The organism is Streptomyces sp. LE64, assembly GCF_052606915.1.
Window position 1 is genome coordinate 3,153,739 of the sequence record NZ_CP199708.1, and the last position, 18,484, is coordinate 3,172,222.

17 protein-coding genes are annotated in these 18,484 nt (G+C 70.4%); 9 read left to right on the forward strand and 8 right to left on the reverse strand.

The window, feature by feature from the left end; genetic code table 11:
- Positions 1–220: 220 nt before the first annotated feature.
- Complete coding sequence (locus ACSMX9_RS14310; RefSeq protein ID WP_445402688.1) at positions 221–1,603, forward strand: serine hydrolase domain-containing protein; 1,383 nt, start codon at positions 221–223, stop codon at positions 1,601–1,603.
- A gap of 196 nt (positions 1,604–1,799) precedes the next feature.
- On the opposite strand, the gene ACSMX9_RS14315 is transcribed toward ACSMX9_RS14310, so the two are convergent.
- The 4 genes from ACSMX9_RS14315 to ACSMX9_RS14330 form a co-directional block, all read right to left on the reverse strand.
- Entirely contained in the window at positions 1,800–2,660 is an 861-nt protein-coding gene (locus ACSMX9_RS14315; RefSeq protein WP_445402689.1) for a GNAT family N-acetyltransferase, read from the reverse strand.
- 126 nt (positions 2,661–2,786) lie between these two features.
- Positions 2,787–3,269 (reverse strand): NUDIX domain-containing protein, encoded by a 483-nt coding sequence (locus ACSMX9_RS14320; protein WP_445402690.1) that lies wholly within the window; start codon positions 3,267–3,269, stop codon positions 2,787–2,789.
- Between the two features lie 58 nt (positions 3,270–3,327).
- A complete protein-coding gene (locus tag ACSMX9_RS14325; protein WP_445402691.1) occupies positions 3,328–4,473 on the reverse strand; it encodes a cystathionine gamma-lyase in 1,146 nt (381 codons plus the stop codon).
- Positions 4,474–4,515: 42 nt separating this feature from the next.
- On the reverse strand, positions 4,516–4,890 hold the full coding sequence (locus tag ACSMX9_RS14330) for a phage holin family protein (protein ID WP_445402692.1): 375 nt from the start codon (positions 4,888–4,890) through the stop codon (positions 4,516–4,518).
- Positions 4,891–5,010: 120 nt separating this feature from the next.
- On the opposite strand from ACSMX9_RS14330, the gene ACSMX9_RS14335 reads away from it, so the two are divergent.
- The 4 genes from ACSMX9_RS14335 to ACSMX9_RS14350 all read left to right on the forward strand — a co-directional run bounded on the left by ACSMX9_RS14335 (position 5,011) and on the right by ACSMX9_RS14350 (position 7,141).
- Positions 5,011–5,328 carry a cupin domain-containing protein gene (locus ACSMX9_RS14335; protein ID WP_445402693.1) on the forward strand — a complete coding sequence of 106 codons (318 nt, stop codon included), beginning with the start codon at positions 5,011–5,013 and terminating at the stop codon, positions 5,326–5,328.
- A 179-nt stretch (positions 5,329–5,507) separates the two neighbouring features.
- On the forward strand, positions 5,508–5,711 hold the full coding sequence (locus ACSMX9_RS14340) for a DUF5326 family protein (RefSeq protein WP_351245293.1): 204 nt from the start codon (positions 5,508–5,510) through the stop codon (positions 5,709–5,711).
- Between the two features lie 167 nt (positions 5,712–5,878).
- Positions 5,879–6,604 (forward strand): IclR family transcriptional regulator, encoded by a 726-nt coding sequence (locus ACSMX9_RS14345; RefSeq protein ID WP_445402991.1) that lies wholly within the window; start codon positions 5,879–5,881, stop codon positions 6,602–6,604.
- A 99-nt stretch (positions 6,605–6,703) separates the two neighbouring features.
- Positions 6,704–7,141, forward strand: a complete 438-nt coding sequence (locus tag ACSMX9_RS14350; protein ID WP_351245295.1) for an SsgA family sporulation/cell division regulator — start codon at positions 6,704–6,706, stop codon at positions 7,139–7,141.
- Positions 7,142–7,164: 23 nt separating this feature from the next.
- Here ACSMX9_RS14350 and ACSMX9_RS14355 read toward each other — a convergent pair whose 3' ends face one another.
- A complete protein-coding gene (locus ACSMX9_RS14355; protein WP_445402694.1) occupies positions 7,165–8,598 on the reverse strand; it encodes a YibE/F family protein in 1,434 nt (477 codons plus the stop codon).
- 228 nt (positions 8,599–8,826) lie between these two features.
- Between ACSMX9_RS14355 and thiC the strand changes: the two genes are divergently transcribed.
- Complete coding sequence (gene thiC / locus ACSMX9_RS14360; RefSeq protein WP_445402695.1) at positions 8,827–10,647, forward strand: phosphomethylpyrimidine synthase ThiC; 1,821 nt, start codon at positions 8,827–8,829, stop codon at positions 10,645–10,647.
- A 27-nt stretch (positions 10,648–10,674) separates the two neighbouring features.
- Here the strand turns inward: thiC and ACSMX9_RS14365 are convergent, their stop codons facing one another.
- The 3 genes from ACSMX9_RS14365 to ACSMX9_RS14375 form a co-directional block, all read right to left on the reverse strand.
- Positions 10,675–11,520: a hypothetical protein gene (locus tag ACSMX9_RS14365; protein WP_445402696.1), complete on the reverse strand. Its 846-nt coding sequence runs from the start codon at positions 11,518–11,520 to the stop codon at positions 10,675–10,677.
- A gap of 181 nt (positions 11,521–11,701) precedes the next feature.
- Positions 11,702–12,841, reverse strand: a complete 1,140-nt coding sequence (locus tag ACSMX9_RS14370; protein WP_445402697.1) for a metallophosphoesterase — start codon at positions 12,839–12,841, stop codon at positions 11,702–11,704.
- 196 nt (positions 12,842–13,037) lie between these two features.
- Positions 13,038–14,159, reverse strand: coding sequence for a LacI family DNA-binding transcriptional regulator (locus ACSMX9_RS14375; protein ID WP_445402698.1), 1,122 nt, complete (start codon positions 14,157–14,159; stop codon positions 13,038–13,040).
- A 410-nt stretch (positions 14,160–14,569) separates the two neighbouring features.
- On the opposite strand from ACSMX9_RS14375, the gene hisC reads away from it, so the two are divergent.
- From hisC to cydB, 3 genes are all read left to right on the forward strand, one after another.
- Positions 14,570–15,649, forward strand: coding sequence for a histidinol-phosphate transaminase (gene hisC, locus ACSMX9_RS14380; protein WP_445402699.1), 1,080 nt, complete (start codon positions 14,570–14,572; stop codon positions 15,647–15,649).
- A 282-nt stretch (positions 15,650–15,931) separates the two neighbouring features.
- Complete coding sequence (locus tag ACSMX9_RS14385) at positions 15,932–17,431, forward strand: cytochrome ubiquinol oxidase subunit I (RefSeq protein ID WP_445402700.1); 1,500 nt, start codon at positions 15,932–15,934, stop codon at positions 17,429–17,431.
- 13 nt (positions 17,432–17,444) lie between these two features.
- A complete protein-coding gene (gene cydB, locus ACSMX9_RS14390; RefSeq protein ID WP_445402701.1) occupies positions 17,445–18,446 on the forward strand; it encodes a cytochrome d ubiquinol oxidase subunit II in 1,002 nt (333 codons plus the stop codon).
- Positions 18,447–18,484 lie beyond the last annotated feature (38 nt).

Here is an 18,484-nt window from a genome sequence, read left to right on the forward strand (position 1 = left end):
GCGATGGGGGCGATCGCCGCGGGTTCGATCATTTTATCGAATCGTTCCATGCGGCCCGCGCCGGCCACGGGCGGGGCGCACCGAGCGGTGCCGGACCGTCCGTCCGCACCCTCGGGGTGCGGGACCACCGACCATGATCACCGGGATGGTGCACGGGCCGGGATCACGGTTTGGGGCAAAAGAACTCGACGGAACGGCCCGTTGTGGGTGCACTGGGAAGATGACGACTTCTCCTGATGGACTGCTTCCCACCACCCGCCGCGCCCTGCTGCACCGACTCGCCGCGGCCCAGACGGACGGACGGGCCCCCTCGCTCGTCGCGGCGATCGGTCGGGGCGGAACGACCGTCTGGGAAGGGGCCCGGGCGGCGGGCCCCCTTCCGGGGGAGACCCAGTACCGCATCGGTTCGATCACGAAGACCTTCACCGCCGTGTTGGTGCTCAGGCTGAGGGACGAGGGACTGCTGGATCTAGGCGACCCCTTGGAGAAGCACCTGCCCGGGACGGGCGCCGGCGAGTTGACCATCGCGGAACTGCTGGCGCACACCGGCGGCCTGGCCGCGGAGACGCCGGGCCCGTGGTGGGAGCGCACCCCGGGGGCCCTGCGTCCGGAACTGGCCGACGTGCTGGGGGAGGAGCCGTTCCGCCACCCCAAGGGCCGGGTCCACCACTACTCCAACCCCGGGTACACCCTGCTGGGCGCCCTGGTGGAGGAGGTGCGCGGCGCCCGGTGGGAGGACGTGCTGCGAGAGGAGGTCCTGGAGCCCCTGGGGCTGCACCGGACGGGCAGCCGGCCGCAGTCCCCGCACGCCGAGGGCTGGGCGGTGCACCCCTGGGCAGACGTGCTGCTCCCCGAACCCGTGGAGGACCTGGGATTGATGGCTCCCGCGGGACAACTGTGGTCCACGACCGGCGACCTGGTGCGGTTCGGCATGTTCCTCGCCCGGGGCGACGAACGCGTGCTGAGTGCGGAGTCCGTGCGGGAGATGCGGACGCCGGCCGCCCCCGCCGCGGCCGCGGACCTGGCCGCGGGGACCTCGTACGGGCTCGGCACCCAGATCCTGAACCTCGGCGGTCGCACCCTGATCGGACACTCCGGGTCACTGCCCGGCTTCCTCGCCGCCCTGTTCTTCAACCCGGAGGAGGACGTGACGGCGGTGGTGCTCGCCAACTGCACCTCCGGGCCCCTGGTGGTGGGGGTCGCCGCAGAGTTCGTCCGCATCGTCGCCGAGGCGGAGCCCCGCATCCCCGAGCCATGGCGCCCGGCGCCCCGGGTGGACCCGGCGGTGCTGGAACTCGCCGGGCCCTGGTACTGGGGCGCCACCCCGCATGCGCTGCGGCTCACGGAGGACGGTGGCGTGCTGCTGGGACCGTTGAACGGCTGGGGCCGCGGTTCGCGGTTCCGAGCCCGTCCGGACGGAACCTGGGTGGGCCTGGAGGGGTACTACGCGGGGGAGGTCCTGAGGGTGGCCCGTCGTTCCGACGGCTCGGTCAGCCACCTCGACCTGGGATCGTTCGTCTTCACCCGCGAGCCCTACGAGGCGGGTGCGCCTGTTCCCGGCGGGGTGCACCCCGAAGGGTGGCGCGGCAGCGCCGCCCCGTGAACCCGAGCCGTTCGTTGATCGGCATCGGCGTCCGAGGTGAGCCGCACCCCTGACGTCGTGGCCGACGGCGGCGGGCGCCGCCGTCCCCGAGGGGTACGGGAGTCCTCGATCGCCTGGAGGCCGTCCGCCCGCGGCCCCTCGTACGGCGTTGCCATGGCGGTGGCAGGTCGGACCGTCCGGTGGACGGACGCGACGGTCAGGCAGCGGCCACGGTGACCGGGGCGAAGCGGCGGGTCCAGTCGCCGGGCAGGCCCGCGGTGCCGTGCACCATCACCTCGTTGTGGAAGGCGGTGGTGAGCCCGCGGGCGTGGAGCCAGGCGAGGAAGGCCTCGTGCCGGGTGTCGACGTCCACGCGCACCGGCCGGCGCGCTTCCCGGGCGAGTGAGGTGACGAGGGCCTGCGCGGTCGCGGTGTCCCGGGCGACGAGGGGGCCGATGACCTCGGTCTCCGTGTTGGGCCAGATCGCGGCGTATCCGATGAGGCGCCCGCGGTCCTCCGCGACCCGGATCCGATCCGCGAAGGCCGGGAGGCGGGTGAGGACATGGGTCCGATCGGAGCCGAAGACCTCACCGTCCAGCCGCAGGATCGATCCCAGGTCGTCGGCGGTGGCGGGGCGGGTGGGACCCGCCTCCCCGCCCGGGGTGAAGGTGCCGGAGACGGATTCGACCTGCCCGACCGTGGTGAAGCCCAGTTCCTCGTACAAGGGCTGGCCGCTCCGCGTGGCATGGAGGGTGAGAGGTGTCGAGCCCGCCTCCGCGAGGACGTGCTGCATCATGCGCCGCCCGACCCCCCGCCGTGCATACCGCTCCGCGACGAGGACCATGCCGATCGCCTTGAGGTCGGGGCGACGGGGTGGACCGTAGGAGGTCACCACGCAGGCACTGAGGAGTCCGTGCCCATCGGGGGCGTCCAGGCCGTAGCCGGTCCCGGCGGCGAGGAGCAGACCCCACTTGTGGTCTTCCCGGGACCAGCCGCGGTCCTGCGAGAGATCGGCACAGACAGCGGCGTCCCGGGGGGTCAGTCGGCGGAAGGGGAGAGCGGGGGAAGGTGTCGACACGCTGGTCAGGCTGTCTGACGAAGCCACTCCGCGTCCACCACTTTGCGAGCTCTGGTCCTGATCTTTCGCCTCCGATGGCTCGGTGGCGGGCTCTGTTTCACGTGAAACACCGTCTCGACCGCCGGGTCACCCCAGATCGGGTGCGTGCATCGCCCGCACGCCTTCGATGTTCCCGTCGAGGTAGTGGCGCAAGGAGAGGGGGACCAGATGGACCGAGGCGATGCCGACCCGGGTGAAGGGCACTCGGACGATCTCGTACTCGCCGCACGGCTCCTCCACCTCGGGGCCGTGGCGGAGCGAGGGATCCATGGACGCCATGCGGCAGACGAAGAAGTGCTGCACCTTCACACCGGGGGCGCCCCCGTCCTCACGGAGGTGCTCCACGGTGTCCACGAAGCAGGGCACCACATCGGTGATCTTCGCGCCGAGTTCCTCGTGGACTTCCCGGTGCAGCGCATCGACCACGGTGGCGTCCTCGGCCTCCACCCCTCCGCCCGGCGTGACCCAGTACGGCTCCACGCCGGGCTTGGTCCGCTTGATGAGAATCAACTCGTCGCCGTCCAGCAGGATGGCGCGTGCGGTGCGTTTGACCACGGGACGGACCGTCATGGGAGGAATGTGGCCCGGTTGGTTCCACGTGAAACATCGCGGGCGGTGCCCCGGGACCTCACCCCGACCGCTCCAGGGCCCGGAGGACGTCGTGGATCAGGTCCTGGGGATCCTCGATGCCGGCGGACAGACGGATGAAGCCCTCGGACACCGCGTCACCGCCCCAGCGGCGGCGGCGCTCCGCGGTGGACCGGACCCCGCCGAAGCTGGTGGCGTCGTCCACCAGGGTCAGTGCCTCCAGGAACCGCTCGGCATGGCCACGGGACGGCAAGGTGAAGGACACCACACAGCCGAACCGTCGCATCTGCCGAGCGGCGATGGCGTGGCCCGGGTCCTCGGGCAGTCCGGGGTACCGGAGTCCGGTGACCTCGGGTCGGGTGCGGAGGGCCTCGGCGAGGGCCAGGGCGTTCGCGTTCTGACGATCGGCACGGACCTGGAGGGTGGCCAGGGAACGATGGGCCAGCCAGGCTTCCATGGGGCCGGGGATGGCTCCGATCAGCTTCCGCCAGCGTCGTACGGCAACGGCGGCTTCCGGGCGACAGCTGACGTAGCCGAGGAGGAGGTCTCCGTGCCCCGTGAGCTGCTTGGTCCCACTCCCCACCGAGAAGTCCGCCCCGAGTTCCAGCGGTCGTTGTCCCAGGGGCGTGGCCAGGGTGTTGTCGACCGCCACCATCGCCCCCCGGGCATGGGCGGCGTCGATGGTGCGCCGCAGGTCGCAGACGTCCAATCCGGGGTTGGAGGGCGTTTCGATCCAGAGCAACCGCGCCCCGTCGAGGACCTCCAGCTGTGCGTCCCCCGCGGTCGGGGCCGTGCGCACCGTGATGCCGTACGCGGTGAGCTGCTCCTGGATCAGGGGCAGCACCTGGTACCCGTCCGAGGGCAGGACCACGCTGTCGCCCGCCCGGAGTTGGGAGAAGAGCGTGGCGGACACGGCGGCCATGCCGGAGGCGAACGTCAGCGTCTCGACCGTCCCCTCGGGCGCGGCCGGCGCTTCCAACTCGCTGATCGCCCGTTCCAACCAGGTCCAGGTGGGGTTCTCCTCCCGCGCGTACCGGTAGGGACCCGTCGCCTCACCGGGTAGGTGGAAGTGCGCCGCGAACACCGGCCCCGGTAGTGCCGGCTCGTGCTTCACGGGTTCGGGCAGCCCCGCGCGTACCGCTCGGGTGCCGTCCCCGACGCTCCGCGCCGCGTCCTCCGCCGTCATCGTCCCGTTTCCTTCCTGTCGTCGACGGGTCCGTCGGGCCCGTCAGTCGTCGTCGGGCAGGACCACGTTCAGTGCCCAGGACACGACGGAGATGATGAGCCCGCCGAAGACCGCGGTCCAGAATCCGTCGACGTGGAAGCCCACGTCCAGCTTCTCCGCGACCCACGAGGTCAGCAAGAGCATCAGCGCGTTCACCACGAGGGTGATCAGGCCCAGGGTCAGGATGAACAGGGGGAAGGTCAGGATCTTCACGACCGGCTTGACGACGACGTTCACCAAGCCGAAGATCAGCGCGACGATGATCAGCGCGACCGCCGCCTCCCCGGTGTCCCCGGTGAGAGTGATCTTGTCGAGCAGCCAGATCGCCACGGCCAGGGCGCCGGCGTTCGCGAGCGTCTTGACGAGGAAATTCATCATGTGTCTGATCGTGACAGACGAGCCCGGCCGGGTGACCCCCCCCCCGGGGGCTACCGTTGCCGCGCGACGGCCGCGGGAACGGGCGGGCGGGACGCGGACCGGACAGGGACGGGCAGGCAGATGAAGGCATTCCGACTGGACGAGTTGGAGATCGAGCGGGCCGCGAACGAGGGCGCGTACCTACAGTTCCTGCGGGAGCGGAACATGTCGGTGGGCCTGTACGCGCTCGATGCCGGGGCTCAGGACCCGCAGCAGCCCCACGGCCAGGACGAGGTGTACTTCGTGGTGAGCGGGCGGGCCTCGATCACCGTGGGCCCGGAGACGACGACGGTGGCGCGCGGCAGCGTCGTGTACGTGCCGGCCGGGGTGGAGCACAAGTTCCACCACATCACCGAGGACCTGCGGGTCCTGGTGGTGTTCTCCCCGCCCGAGAGCTGACCGCGACGGCGGTCCGGACTCGGGGTTCCTTCAGGGTGCGCTCAGGGGAGGACAAGGGGCCGTGGGCGTCCGCCGGGCCCGCGCGCGTCCTAGCATCGGGAGCACGTACAGGATGGAGCACCCTCCGGCCCGGGCCCGCGGGTGCGGACGCCGGTGACGCGGAACGGAGGGAAGGAATCGTGCAGGAGATCCTCGCGGGTGTGCCGTGGTGGGTGAAGTGGGTCGCGGTGCCGGTCATCGCGCTCTTCGTGTTCGGCGGGCTGATCGTCGGAGTGCTCTCCTTCCTCGTGGGCGTGCTCTTCAAGGTGCTGGTGCTCGTGGTGCTGGTCGCCGGACTGATCTACGTGGTCCGGAAGTTCACGGCGTCACGGGGTGACGGGTAGCACATCCGCACGGCACGGGAACCGGAGCCGAGGTCCCCCTCCAGAGGGAAGATTGCCTGACATCTGGAGATAGTCCGGATCGGACGACTACAGTCGAACCGGACACCCACTCGCCACGGGAGTGAGCCTTGGCCTCGGATGATCCCGTCCCCACCCTGATCGGCTCCGTGCAGCGCGCCCTGCGACTGCTGGAGGCGGCGGCCTCGCGTCCCGAGGGCGCGCCCGCCAAGCAGTTGGCGCGCGAGGCCGGTGTGGCCCTGCCCACCGCGTACCACCTGCTGCGCACCCTGGCGCACGAGGGCTATGTGCGCCGGGAGCGCGGCGTCTACCGGCTGGCGGAGGCCGCGGGGCGGTTGGGCGGTGCCGGTGCCAAGCAGAATCGTCGCAGCATGATCCAGGACGCGCTCGGGCACTGCCGCGACCTCCTCGGCGCACCGGTGTACTTCGGGGTCTACCGGAACGGCGAGATCGAGCTCGTGGCGGTGGCCGACAGTCCGGCGCACCCCGCCGTCGAGGAGTGGGCCGACTTCCGGGAGACCGGGCACGCCCATGCGCTCGGCCAGTGCCTGTTGTCCCAACTCGGGGAGAAGGCCCGCCGGGACCACCTGCACCGGCACCCCGTCCGCTACGTGACCCCCTACTCCGTGCGGGACGAGGAGAGCTTCCTCAGGCGTCTCGCGGCGGTGGACCGGATGCAACCCGTGCTGGAGCACCAGGAGTACGCCCTGGGCACGGTCTGCGCCGCCCTGCCCCTCATGGTGGGGACCACGGCGATGGCGATCGGTTTCTCGCTGCCCGCGCACCAGGAGGACCGGTTGCTGCCCATGCTCGCCCGGTTGGAGCGAGAAGTCGGAAGACTGCTAGGGACACCCGCTTTCTCTATCAGCATCTGAAAACTCACTCCTTGTGATCTGTCGTGTACGTTAAGCAAGATGCCATGAGTGTCAGGGGGCTGATTCCTGGCCAGTCGACGCCACACGACGGGGTAGCCAATGCGCGAGTCGGTACAGGCAGAAGTCATGATGAGCTTTCTCGTCTCCGAGGAGCTCACGTTCCGCATTCCCGTGGAACTGCGGTACGACAGTGCTGATCCCTATGCGGTACGGCTGACCTTCCATCTTCCCGGCGACGCGCCGGTGAGTTGGACGTTCGGCCGCGAGCTGCTGGTGGACGGGGTCGCCGAGCCGTGCGGGGACGGGGACGTGCACATCGCTCCGGACGATCCGGAGATCCTCAGCGATGTGTTGATCACCCTTCAGGTGGGCGCGGAACAGGCGGTCTTCCGTGCCGGGGTGGCACCGCTCATCGCGTTCCTCGACCGCACGGACAAGATCGTTCCACTGGGGCAGGAGCGGGCCATGGCGGGCTTCGACACGTTGTTGGACCAGGCCCTGGACCGCATCCTCGCGGAGGAGCAGAGCGCCGGCTGACGCCGTGTCACCAACCGTGCGCCTCAGGCCCGGGCCTTGCGACGACGGCCGCGTCCGCCGGGCGGGAGAACCGTCCGTCCGGCGGCCGGCCCGCCGGTCCGGTCCGCGGCCACCACCAGGGTGGCCAGCGCCGTCGTCACCGGTACGGACGCCACGAGCCCGATCGAACCGACCAGGGTGCGGACGATCTCCTCGGCCACCAACTCGCTGTTGGCCACCGCCCCGACGGAGCTCTGCGCGATCGAGAACAGCAACAGCAGCGGCAGCGCGGCGCCCGCGTACGCCAGCACCAGCGTGTTCACCACCGAGGCGATGTGGTCCCGGCCGATGCGGATGCCCGCGCGGTACAGGGCGCGCCGGCTCATGGTCGGATCGGCCTGGTGCAGCTCCCACACCGCCGAGGTCTGGGTGACGGTCACGTCGTCCAGCACGCCGAGCGAGCCGATGATCACCCCGGCCAGCAGCAGCCCGCTCATGTCGATCGACGGGTACAGGCCGTGGATGAGGCCGGTGTTGTCGTCGGTGTCCCCCGACAGCGCCGCCCAGCCGATGAACAGCGAACCCAGCACCCCGATCAGCAGCAGGGACACCAGGGTCCCCAGGACGGCCACCGAGGTCCGGGCGGAGAGCCCGTGGCACATGTACAGCGCGATGAGCATGATCGCGCTCGCCCCGACCACCGCCACCACCAGCGGGTTCGAGCCCTGGAGGATCGCGGGCAGGATGAAGAACGTCAGCACCAGGAAGCTCACCGCGAGGGCGACCAGGGCCATCAGCCCCCGCAACCGCCCGACCAGCACCACGGCGAGCGCGAACACACCGGCGAGCAGGGCCATCGGGAGACGTCGGTTGACGTCCGCCACCGAGTACTGGAGGTCCCGGGGCGCGTCCGGCGCATAGGCGACGATCACCCCCTGCCCGGTCTCCAACTGCCGGGAGGCGTCCGGCTGCACGATCTCCGTGAACGTCCGGCCCGCGTGGGGTCCCGTGGTCACCTCGATGGTGGCCTTGCCGCAGGTACCCGCGGCCCGCTGCTGGGCCTCGCTGCCCTCCGCGGTCGAGGTGTCGCCGGTCGGGGGCACCGCACCGGCGTTGACGGACGCGCAGTCCACCCGGTCGATCCGGGTCACCGTCGCCTGCTGGGTCTGCCGGTCGAAGCCGACCCCGGTGCGTTCGTGGCCGGGCGCGCCGCCCGGCCACAGCACCGCCAACCCCACCAGGACCGCGGTGGCGAAGGGGATCAGGACGGCCGCGATGATGCGCCGCAGCCGCGCCGAGACCGGAGCCGCCGGCCCGTGGGAGTGGGAGTGCCCGTGACCCCCGTGCCCGCCGTGGCCCGAGTGGCCCCCGTGTTCCGGGCCCCGGGGGCCGGAGGGAGGGGCTGGTGGTGCCGGAGCGGGCGGCGGCTGCCAAGGCTGCCCGGGGGGCGGTACGGGGGGCTGCGGCGTCGTGGTCACCGACCGATCATCGCAAGAACGACCGGGGCCCACTGTTCAGCACGCCAGGGATGGCGCTAGCGTGGGAACACCTTTGCACACGCGGGAGCTCGGAGCACCGGGCTGAGAGGGCGCTGACCTCCGTACCCGGGCCCGTTCGACGCCTCGTGCGTCGGGGCTCCGGCGGAGAGCCGCTGCGTCGACCGCTGAACCTGTTACCGGGTAATGCCGGCGTAGGGAGTAGGTCTCATGACCATCGAGGACGCACGCACGCCTGCCGTGACCGCACCGGTCGCGGACGCCGCGGAGGGCTCCGAGCAGCCGGCCGGGTCGACGCCGACCCCCGGTTGGCACAAGGCGTACGTCGAGGGCACCCGCCCCGACCTGCGGGTGCCGGTCCGTCAAGTCCACCTCACCAACGGTCGGTCGGTCACGCTGTACGACACCTCCGGCCCGTACACCGATCCGCACGCCGACACCGACGTGCGCCGCGGGCTGCCGCCCCTGCGGGAGAACTGGATCGTCGCCCGCGGGGACACCGAGGAGTACACGGGGCGTCCCGTCCGTCCGGAGGACGACGGGATCAAGCACACCTCGCCGCGCGGCGGGCTGCGCAACCTCGACGCGGTGTTCCCCGGCCGCCCCCGGCTGCCGCGTCGCGGACGCGACGGGGCGCGGGTCACCCAGCTCGCCTACGCGCGGCGCGGCGAGATCACCCCGGAGATGGAGTTCGTGGCCCTCCGGGAGGAGGTCGAACCCGAGGTGGTGCGCGCGGAGATCGCGGCCGGCCGGGCGGTGCTGCCGGCGAACGTGAACCACCCGGAGATCGAGCCGATGATCATCGGCAAGCGGTTCCTGGTGAAGGTCAACGCGAACATCGGCAACTCCGCGGTGACCTCCTCCATCGAGGAGGAGGTGGAGAAGATGACCTGGGCGACCCGCTGGGGCGCCGACACGGTCATGGACCTCTCCACCGGCCGCAACATCCACACCACCCGCGAGTGGGTGCTCCGCAACTCCCCCGTCCCGATCGGAACGGTGCCGCTCTACCAGGCGTTGGAGAAGGTGGACGGCAAGGCGGAGGAGTTGACCTGGGAGATCTACAAGGACACGGTCATCGAGCAGGCCGAGCAGGGCGTGGACTACATGACCGTCCACGCCGGCGTGCGACTTCCGTACGTCCCGCTCACCGCACGGCGCAAGACCGGGATCGTCTCCCGGGGCGGTTCGATCATGGCCGCCTGGTGCCTGGCGCACCACAAGGAGTCGTTCCTCTACGAGAACTTCGAGGAGCTCTGCGAGATCCTCGCCACCTACGACGTGACCTACTCGCTGGGCGACGGACTCCGCCCGGGCTCCATCGCGGACGCCAACGACGAGGCCCAGTTCGCAGAGTTGCGCACCCTCGGCGAGCTGAACCGGATCGCCAAGGGCTTCGACGTCCAGACCATGATCGAAGGCCCCGGGCACGTCCCGATGCACAAGATCAAGGAGAACATCGACCTCCAGCAGGAGATCTGCGAGGAGGCCCCCTTCTACACCCTCGGCCCGCTGACCACGGACATCGCGCCCGCCTACGACCACATCACCTCCGGCATCGGCGCCGCGATGATCGCCTGGTGGGGGACGGCGATGCTCTGCTACGTCACCCCCAAGGAGCACCTGGGGCTGCCCAACCGCGACGACGTCAAGACCGGCGTCATCACGTACAAGATCGCTGCGCACGCAGCGGACCTGGCCAAGGGGCACCCCGGGGCCCAGGAGTGGGACGACGCGCTGTCGGACGCCCGCTTCGAGTTCCGTTGGGAGGACCAGTTCAACCTGGCGCTCGACCCGGACACCGCGCGCTCCTTCCACGACGAGACGCTCCCCGCCGAGCCGGCCAAGACGGCGCACTTCTGTTCCATGTGCGGCCCGAAGTTCTGCTCGATGAAGATCAGCCGGAGCATCACCGAGCAGTTCGGCGGTGCTGCGGACGCCACCGCGGAGGAGATCGAGGCCGGGATGCTGGAGAAGTCGAAGGAGTTCGCGGCCTCGGGCAACCGGGTCTACCTGCCGATGGCCGACTGACCGCCCCCGGGCGCGCCGGGCCCGGCCCTATTCGGGCCGGTCCCCCGGTCCGCCGGAGTCCGGGCTGCTGTAGCGCGGACGGGAGTAGCTGGGGCGGGCGTCGGTCCGCCCCTGGTCGGGGCTGCTGAACCCCGGCCGGTGGTAGCCCAGGTGGGGCATCCGGCCGGCCGGGGCGGAGCCCACGGGGCTCCCGCCGGAGGGCCCCGCGGTGCGGGGGTCCGGCTCCGCGCTCGGTTCCTCCGGGGCGGGCGCCTCGGCCAGCACGTTCCGCAGGAAGGGCAGGATGCCCCGCTCCCGGAGCGCCTCCCGCCAGCGCTGCCCGGCCGCTTCCACCTCGGCGTCGATGGCGCGCGGTGCGTCGGCCCGCAGGGCGGTCGCGTCGTTGCGCAGGGCGGAGACCAGGATGCCGGCGCCGGCGATCAGGATCGTCACCGCGGTCAGCGCGCCGAAGGCCCAGCCCGTGTTGAGCAGGGTCCGGCCGAGCGCCAGTTGGGGGGCGAGGGCCCGGAGGGCGTAGCCGACGAGCAGGAAGATCACGGCCGCCGTGCCGGCGAGGACCGGGGCCAGGACGGTGAGCACGGCGAGGACCCCCGCGCCGGCGTGCCCCTCGACCGCGGCCGAACCGTCCGTGCGGGCCTCCGCCCGGGCCCGGGCGCGGACCGAGGTGTACGCCTTGTACTCGGCGTCCGCCGCCGAGGTGATCAGGGCGCTGGCGTCCAGGGCCACGGCGCGGAGCCGTTCGAGGGTGAACCGGTCGCCGGAAACGGCCAGTTCCGGATGGTGCGGGACGGTGCGCAGGGTTTCGTCGAGGAGCCGCTCGTACGCGATGCGGTCCTCTCTCGACAGCTGCCGCGGAACGCTGTTCATGTGCATCCCCCGATGCTCCGTGGGGCGGACGGCCCTCCCGGTGGAGGGCCGTCGAGCAGAAACGGAGGGAAGCCCGCCAAGGGTAGGGCGATGGTAGGCCCGACACCGTACGGGGTGACAGTGGATTTCCGAAAATAGTGCTATCGGACCGCAAGATCCTTCGCTCGGGCGGAGGACCGCGCAACGTTCAAGCGTGCAGCGGGAGTTGCTGTACCAACAGGCTTCCGGCCATGGTCACCCCGCCGTCCATGGCGATCGCCAGCCCGTCGGCGTAGACGTGCGGGCCCTCCACCACCGGGCCGCGGCTGTCGTCGCCGTCCTCGGAGACGACCTCGCCCAGCAGGTAGGGGATGGGGCTGTGACCGTGCACGATGCGGGACCCCCCGTAGGCGGCGAGGAGTTCCCGGGCCGCCCGGGGCCCTGCTTCGTCGCGGAAGGCGAAGCGCTTGGTGAACTTGCGGAACAGGTCCCAGCACTCGTCGGCGTCGTTGCGCGTCAGCGTCTCGCGGACGGTGTCGTTCACCTCCTCGACGGAGGCGCCGTACTCCAGGTAGGCGGTGGTGTCCGAGTGGAGCAGCAGGTGGTCGTCCTCCTCGACCATCGCGTCGAGACGGGACATCCACTGGAGGTGGTGGTCCTGGAGGCGGTCCATGTCGGACTTCTGGCCGCCGTTGAGCAGCCAGGCGGCCTGGAAGGTGGCCGTGCCGGCACCGGAGTTGACCGGCGTGTCGCCGAACCGGCGGGCTCCGATCAGCAGCAGTTCGTGGTTGCCCATGAGGGCCTTGCAGTAGCCGCCGGCGGCGGCGGCCTCGGCGGACAGCTTCATCACCAGGTCGATCACGCCGATGCCGTCGGGCCCGCGGTCGGTGAAGTCGCCGAGGAACCACAGGCGGGTGTTGCCCGCGGACCAGTTCCCCTCGGCGTCGATCAGGCCCTTCTCGTGCAGGGCGGTGACCAACTCGGTCAGATAGCCGTGCACGTCGCCGACCACGTACAGCGGGCCGAGCCCCTCCGGCCCGCGCGGGGCGGGCGCCGGGACCGGGGCCGGCGTCACCGGTACCTGGAGGGTGTCACCGCGGTTGATCACCGGCAGGTCGCGCTGGGTCGGCGTGTAGCCCTCCGGTTCCTGACCCGCCGGGTACGGGCCGCCGCCGGAGGGCGGGGAGTAGGCCGCCGCGGCCGGTGGGGGCGGGGCGAGCCGTGGATCGGGATGGGCGGCGGGCCGGTCCGGTGGTACGGGGCCGGCCTCGTGCACATAGGCCGGCACCCGGAAGTCGCGCACCGTCGGCGTCCGCACGACGGGTCCCTGACCTGCCCCCTGAGTCATCGACCCCTCCACCACCTCGCGCCGCAACTGCACCGGATCGGACTGCCTGGTCGCAGCGGCCCGCGGTGTCGTCCGCCCATCATAGGAATGTGGCTCGCGCTGTGTGATGACCCAGGGGTGGTGAATCGGATCGGCGGCCCGGTTCACCGCGCATTTCTCCCGAATTGAGAGGCACCCGGTTTCCGAACCTCCCCGACTAGCCGGTGTGCGGTGACCGGGGAGGGCTGACGGTGGTCCGCGGGTGACGCCGTTCGGAGGAGGTGCGGACGATCAGTTCCGTGGGTATGACCTGCTGCACCGGTTGGTCGGAGTCCGCACCCTCGATCGCGTCGATCAGGAGTTGGACGACGGCTGTGCCGATGCGTCGGGGCTTCAGGGACAGGGTGGTGATCGGCGGCTCGGTGGTGGCGTACACGGTCGACTCGCTGCAACAGACCAGGAGCAGGTCGTCCGGGACCCGCAGCCCGTACCGGCGGGCGGCGGCCAGCAGGTCGGTGCCGTTCGGGTCGAAGAGGCCGTACACCGCGTCGGGGCGGTCGGGTCGGGCCAGCAGGCGGTCCGCGGCCACGGCACCCGCGCACGGGTCGTGCGCCGGGTACGCCTCGTAGACGGGGTCCTGCCCCACCCGCTCGCACCAGTGCAGGTACGCCGTGGTCGACAGGTGGGTGTAGGTGTCGGTGGTGGTGCCGGTGAGCAGTCCGATGCGTCGGGCGCCCGCCGCGGCCAGGTGGTCGAGGATGCCGAGCACGGCCGCCTCGTGGTCGTTGTCCACCCAGGCGGTGACGGGGAGCGAACCGGCGGGCCGGCCGTCCGAGACCACGGGCAGGCCCTGGCGGACCAGCTCGGTGACGACGGGGTCCTTGTCGGAGGGGTCGATCACCACGGTGCCGTCCAGTGCGACGTTGGACCACACGTCCACGGGGCTGCGGCGGGAGGTCGCCGGCAGGATGACGAGGGCGTACCCCCTGGCCAGCGCCGCGGACGTGGCGGCCCGCGCCATCTCGGCGAAGTAGGCGAACTCGGTGAAGGTGAAAGGTTCATCCCCGTACGTGGTCACGGTCAGGCCGATGAGGCCGGACTTGCCGGTACGGAGGGTGCGTGCGGCGGCCGAAGGTCGGTAGCCGAGCCGGTCGGCGACTTCGCGGACGTGACGCCGGGTCGCGTCCGGTAACCGCCCCTTGCCGTTGAGGGCGTCGGAGACCGTCGTGATGGAGACACCGGCGGCGGCGGCCACATCCCTGATGCCCGCTCGACCCGGCCGGCCGCCTCGGCGGGGGGTGTCCGCCCGGCTCACCTGGTGCTTCCCTGCTGCTGTCATGGCGTGCCGATAGTAGGGCTCCGACGGTGGGGTGGGAGGGACGCAGATTCACAGGTTGACAGGCACGTTTCTGCAAGGTTTTTTCTTTGTTTTGCCTGTGAATGACAAGGTAGTTGAGGGAATGGCCGGTGATTGAGGGGTCGCTCGGGGGTGGTGGCCTCTATGGCGGGTCATGTCTCGAAGAGGTCTCAACTCACCTTGACGAGGGATGCGCGCTACGGCGCGAGCCAGGGGCGCGCGGTTTCCTCCGCGCGCTGCCCCCGCGGTGACGCCCGGAGGGGACGAGGGCGGGGGCACCGTGGAGCGGCTGCGCCCGGAGGGGTCGGGGACCTCGCCGGGGGCTTGTGCGGAACCGGAATCCTCTTAGGGTGTGGAGCATTACGGTGCGGTCGACATCGAGGAGCGGCGTGGTGAGCGAGCAGAGTCCCAGGCTTCGGGAAGCGCTGGAGGGGATTCCCGTCTACAAGCCGGGCAAGCCCGCGGCGGTCGGCGGTCCGGTGGCCTACAAGCTGTCCTCGAACGAGAACCCGTACCCCCCGTTGCCGGGGGTGTTGGAGCGGGTGACCGCCGCTGCCGGGGCGTTCAACCGCTACCCGGACCTGGCGGCCACGGAGTTGGTGAACGAGCTGGCCGAACGGTTCGACGTGCCGGTCGACCACCTGGCGACGGGCACCGGGTCGGTCGGCGTCGCCCAGCAGCTGGTCCAGGCGACCGCGGGGCCGGGCGACGAGGTGCTCTACGCCTGGCGCTCCTTCGAGGCGTACCCGATCATCACCCAGGTCAGCGGGGCGACCTCGGTGCAGGTGCCGTTGACCGCGGAGGACGTGCACGACCTGGACGCGATGGCGGACGCGATCACCGAGCGGACCCGCTTGGTCTTCGTCTGCAACCCGAACAACCCCACGGGGACCGTGGTCCGGCGGGCCGCGCTGGAACGGTTCCTCGACCGGGTGCCCGCGGACGTGCTGGTGGTCCTGGACGAGGCGTACCGCGAGTTCATCCGGGACCCGGAGGTGCCGGACGGCGTCCGGCTCTACCGGGACCGGCCCAACGTCTGCGTGCTGCGGACGTTCTCCAAGGCGTACGGGCTCGCCGGGTTGCGGGTCGGCTTCGCGGTGGCCCACGAGCCGGTGGCCGCGGCCTTGCGCAAGACGGCGGTGCCCTTCGGGGTGAGCCAGCTCGCCCAGGACGCGGCGGTGGCCTCGCTCCGGGCCGAGGACGAGCTGTTGGGGCGGGTGGGGGCGTTGGTGGGGGAACGCGGGCGGGTGCACGCGGCGCTGGTCGAGCAGGGGTGGACGGTGCCGCCCTCGCAGGCGAACTTCGTCTGGCTCCGGTTGGGCGACCGCGCGGGTGACTTCGCGGCGGCATGTGAACGGGCCGGGGTGGTGGTCCGGCCCTTCGCGGGCGAGGGCGTGCGGATCTCCCTCGGGGAACCGGAGGCGAACGACCTGTTCCTGCGGGCCGCGGGGGAGTTCCGCGCGACGCTGTGATCACTGTCATGTGAGGGGGCCGTGGGCCCCCTCGTGGAAGGCCCCCGGGCGCCGAGACCTTCGGTTCCGGGGGTCTCTTGTTGTCTGCTCCTGGGTTTCTTGGGGTGAGTCGCGGTTGTTTCCTCCACTAAGGGGGACCCCGGGTGCAAGCGTCGGGAATGGGTGGGACATAATGCTTGTGAATGTGAACGCGTTCACAAGCTCGCCTGGATCATCCTGTTATGTCAGAGATCAAAAGGGCAAGACTGCGGCTGTGAACACGGCACGTAAGGAGAAGGAGACGTGGATCTTGCTCTGGCGCCGGAGACTCTGGCGCGCTGGCAGTTCGGCATCACGACCGTCTACCACTTTCTGTTCGTCCCGCTGACGATCTCCCTGGCGGCACTCACCGCGGGGCTTCAGACGGCGTGGGTGCGCACGGGGAAGGAGAAGTACCTCCGGGCCACCAAGTTCTGGGGCAAGCTCTTCCTGATCAACATCGCCATGGGCGTCGTGACCGGCATCGTGCAGGAGTTCCAGTTCGGGATGAACTGGTCGGACTACTCGCGCTTCGTCGGTGACATCTTCGGGGCACCGCTCGCGTTCGAGGCGCTCATCGCCTTCTTCTTCGAGTCGACGTTCATCGGGTTGTGGATCTTCGGCTGGGACAAGCTGCCGAAGAAGCTGCACCTGGCGACGATCTGGATGGTCGCGATCGGGACCGTCCTGTCCGCCTACTTCATCCTCGCCGCCAACTCCTGGATGCAGCACCCCGTGGGGTACCGGATCAACGAGGTCGCGGGTCGGGCGGAACTCACGGACTTCTGGGCGGTCCTGAGTCAGAACACCACCCTGACCCAGGTCGCCCACACCCTCACGGCCGCCTTCCTCACCGGTGGGGCGTTCATGGTCGGGGTCTCCGCGATCCACCTGGTGCGGGGGAAGCACGTGCCGGTGATGAAGACCTCGCTGCGGCTCGGCCTGGTCACCGTCGCCGTCGCCGGACTGCTCACCGCGGTGAGCGGTGACCGCCTGGCCAAGGTGATGTTCGAGCAGCAGCCCATGAAGATGGCGGCGGCCGAGGCGCTCTGGGACGGCCAGAAGGGTGCGCCCTTCTCGCTCTTCGCCTACGGGGACGTGGACAAGGGCCACAACACTGTGGCCATCGAGATCCCCGGGATACTGTCCTTCCTCTCCAACGACGACTTCAACTCCTTCGTGCCCGGCATCAACGACGTGAACGCCGCGGAGCAGGAGAAGTACGGCCCCGGTGACTACCGGCCCAACATCCCCGTCGCCTTCTGGTCCTTCCGCTGGATGATCGGCTTCGGCATGGCCTCCTTCGCCATCGGCCTGCTGGGACTCTGGCTGACCAGGAAGAAGTTCCTGCTGCCACAGCAGCTGAGGGTCGGCGAGGACGAGATGCCGCACCTGGTGCTCTTCCGCCGACCGCTGCACGCCAAGTGGGCCCGGGGGTACTGGCTGCTGGCCGCCTGGACGCTCGCCTTCCCCCTCATCGCCAACTCCTGGGGCTGGATCTTCACCGAGACCGGGCGCCAGCCCTGGGTGGTGTACGGGGTGCTGGAGACGCGCTCCGCGGTCTCCCCCGGAGTCAGTCAGGGCGAGGTCATCACCTCGATGGTGGTCTTCACCCTGCTGTACGCGGTCCTCGCTGTCATCGAGGTGAAGCTCCTCGCCAAGTACATCAAGGCGGGCCCGCCCGAACTGACCGAGGCCGACCTGAATCCGCCCACCAAGATCGGTGGGCACAGCGACGACCGGCCGATGGCCTTCTCCTACTGACGGAAGGGCGGACATGCAACTCCACGACGTGTGGTTCGTGCTGATCGCGGTCCTGTGGATCGGCTACTTCTTCCTGGAGGGCTTCGACTTCGGCGTCGGCGTCCTGACCAAGCTCCTGGCCCGGGGGCGGCAGGAGAAGCGGGTGCTGATCAACACGATCGGTCCGGTCTGGGACGGCAACGAGGTGTGGCTCCTCAGCGCGGGCGGGGCCACCTTCGCGGCCTTCCCCGAGTGGTACGCCACCCTGTTCTCCGGCTTCTACCTGCCGCTGCTGCTGATCCTCGTGTGTCTGATCGTGCGCGGCGTCGCCTTCGAGTACCGCGCCAAGCGACCGGAGGAGAAGTGGCAGCGGAACTGGGAGAACGCGATCTTCTGGTGCTCGCTCCTCCCCGCCTTTCTCTGGGGCGTCGCCTTCGGCAACATCGTCCGGGGCGTGAAGATCGACCAGGACAAGGAGTACGTGGGGAACGTCCTGGACCTGCTGAACGGCTACGCCCTCCTGGGGGGTCTGGTCACCCTCAGCCTGTTCACCCTCCACGGCGCGGTGTTCGTCGCGCTGAAGACGGTGGGGGACATCCGGCTCCGGGCCCGGGCGCTCGCCACCAAGATCGGTCTGCTGAGCGCGGTGCTCGCCCTGGGCTTCCTGCTCTGGACCCAGCTCGACCACGGGGACGGCAGCAGCCTGGTCGCCAGTGCCGTGGCGGTGGCGGCACTCTGCGCCGCGCTGGCCACCAACCTGGCCGGCCGGGAGGGGTGGGCGTTCGCCTTCTCGGGCGTCACCATCGTGGCCGCGGTGTCCATGCTCTTCCTGACGCTCTTCCCGAACGTCATGCCGTCCTCGCTGGATCCGGCCTGGAACCTCACCGTCGTGAACGCCTCGTCCACGCCGTACACCCTGAAGATCATGACCTGGTGCGCGGGCATCGCCACTCCGGTGGTGCTCCTCTACCAGGGCTGGACCTACTGGGTGTTCCGCAAGCGCATCGGTACCCAGCACATCGCTGAGGCGCACTGACCGTCCCTGTCCGCGGGTGTGTTTCACGTGAAACACAC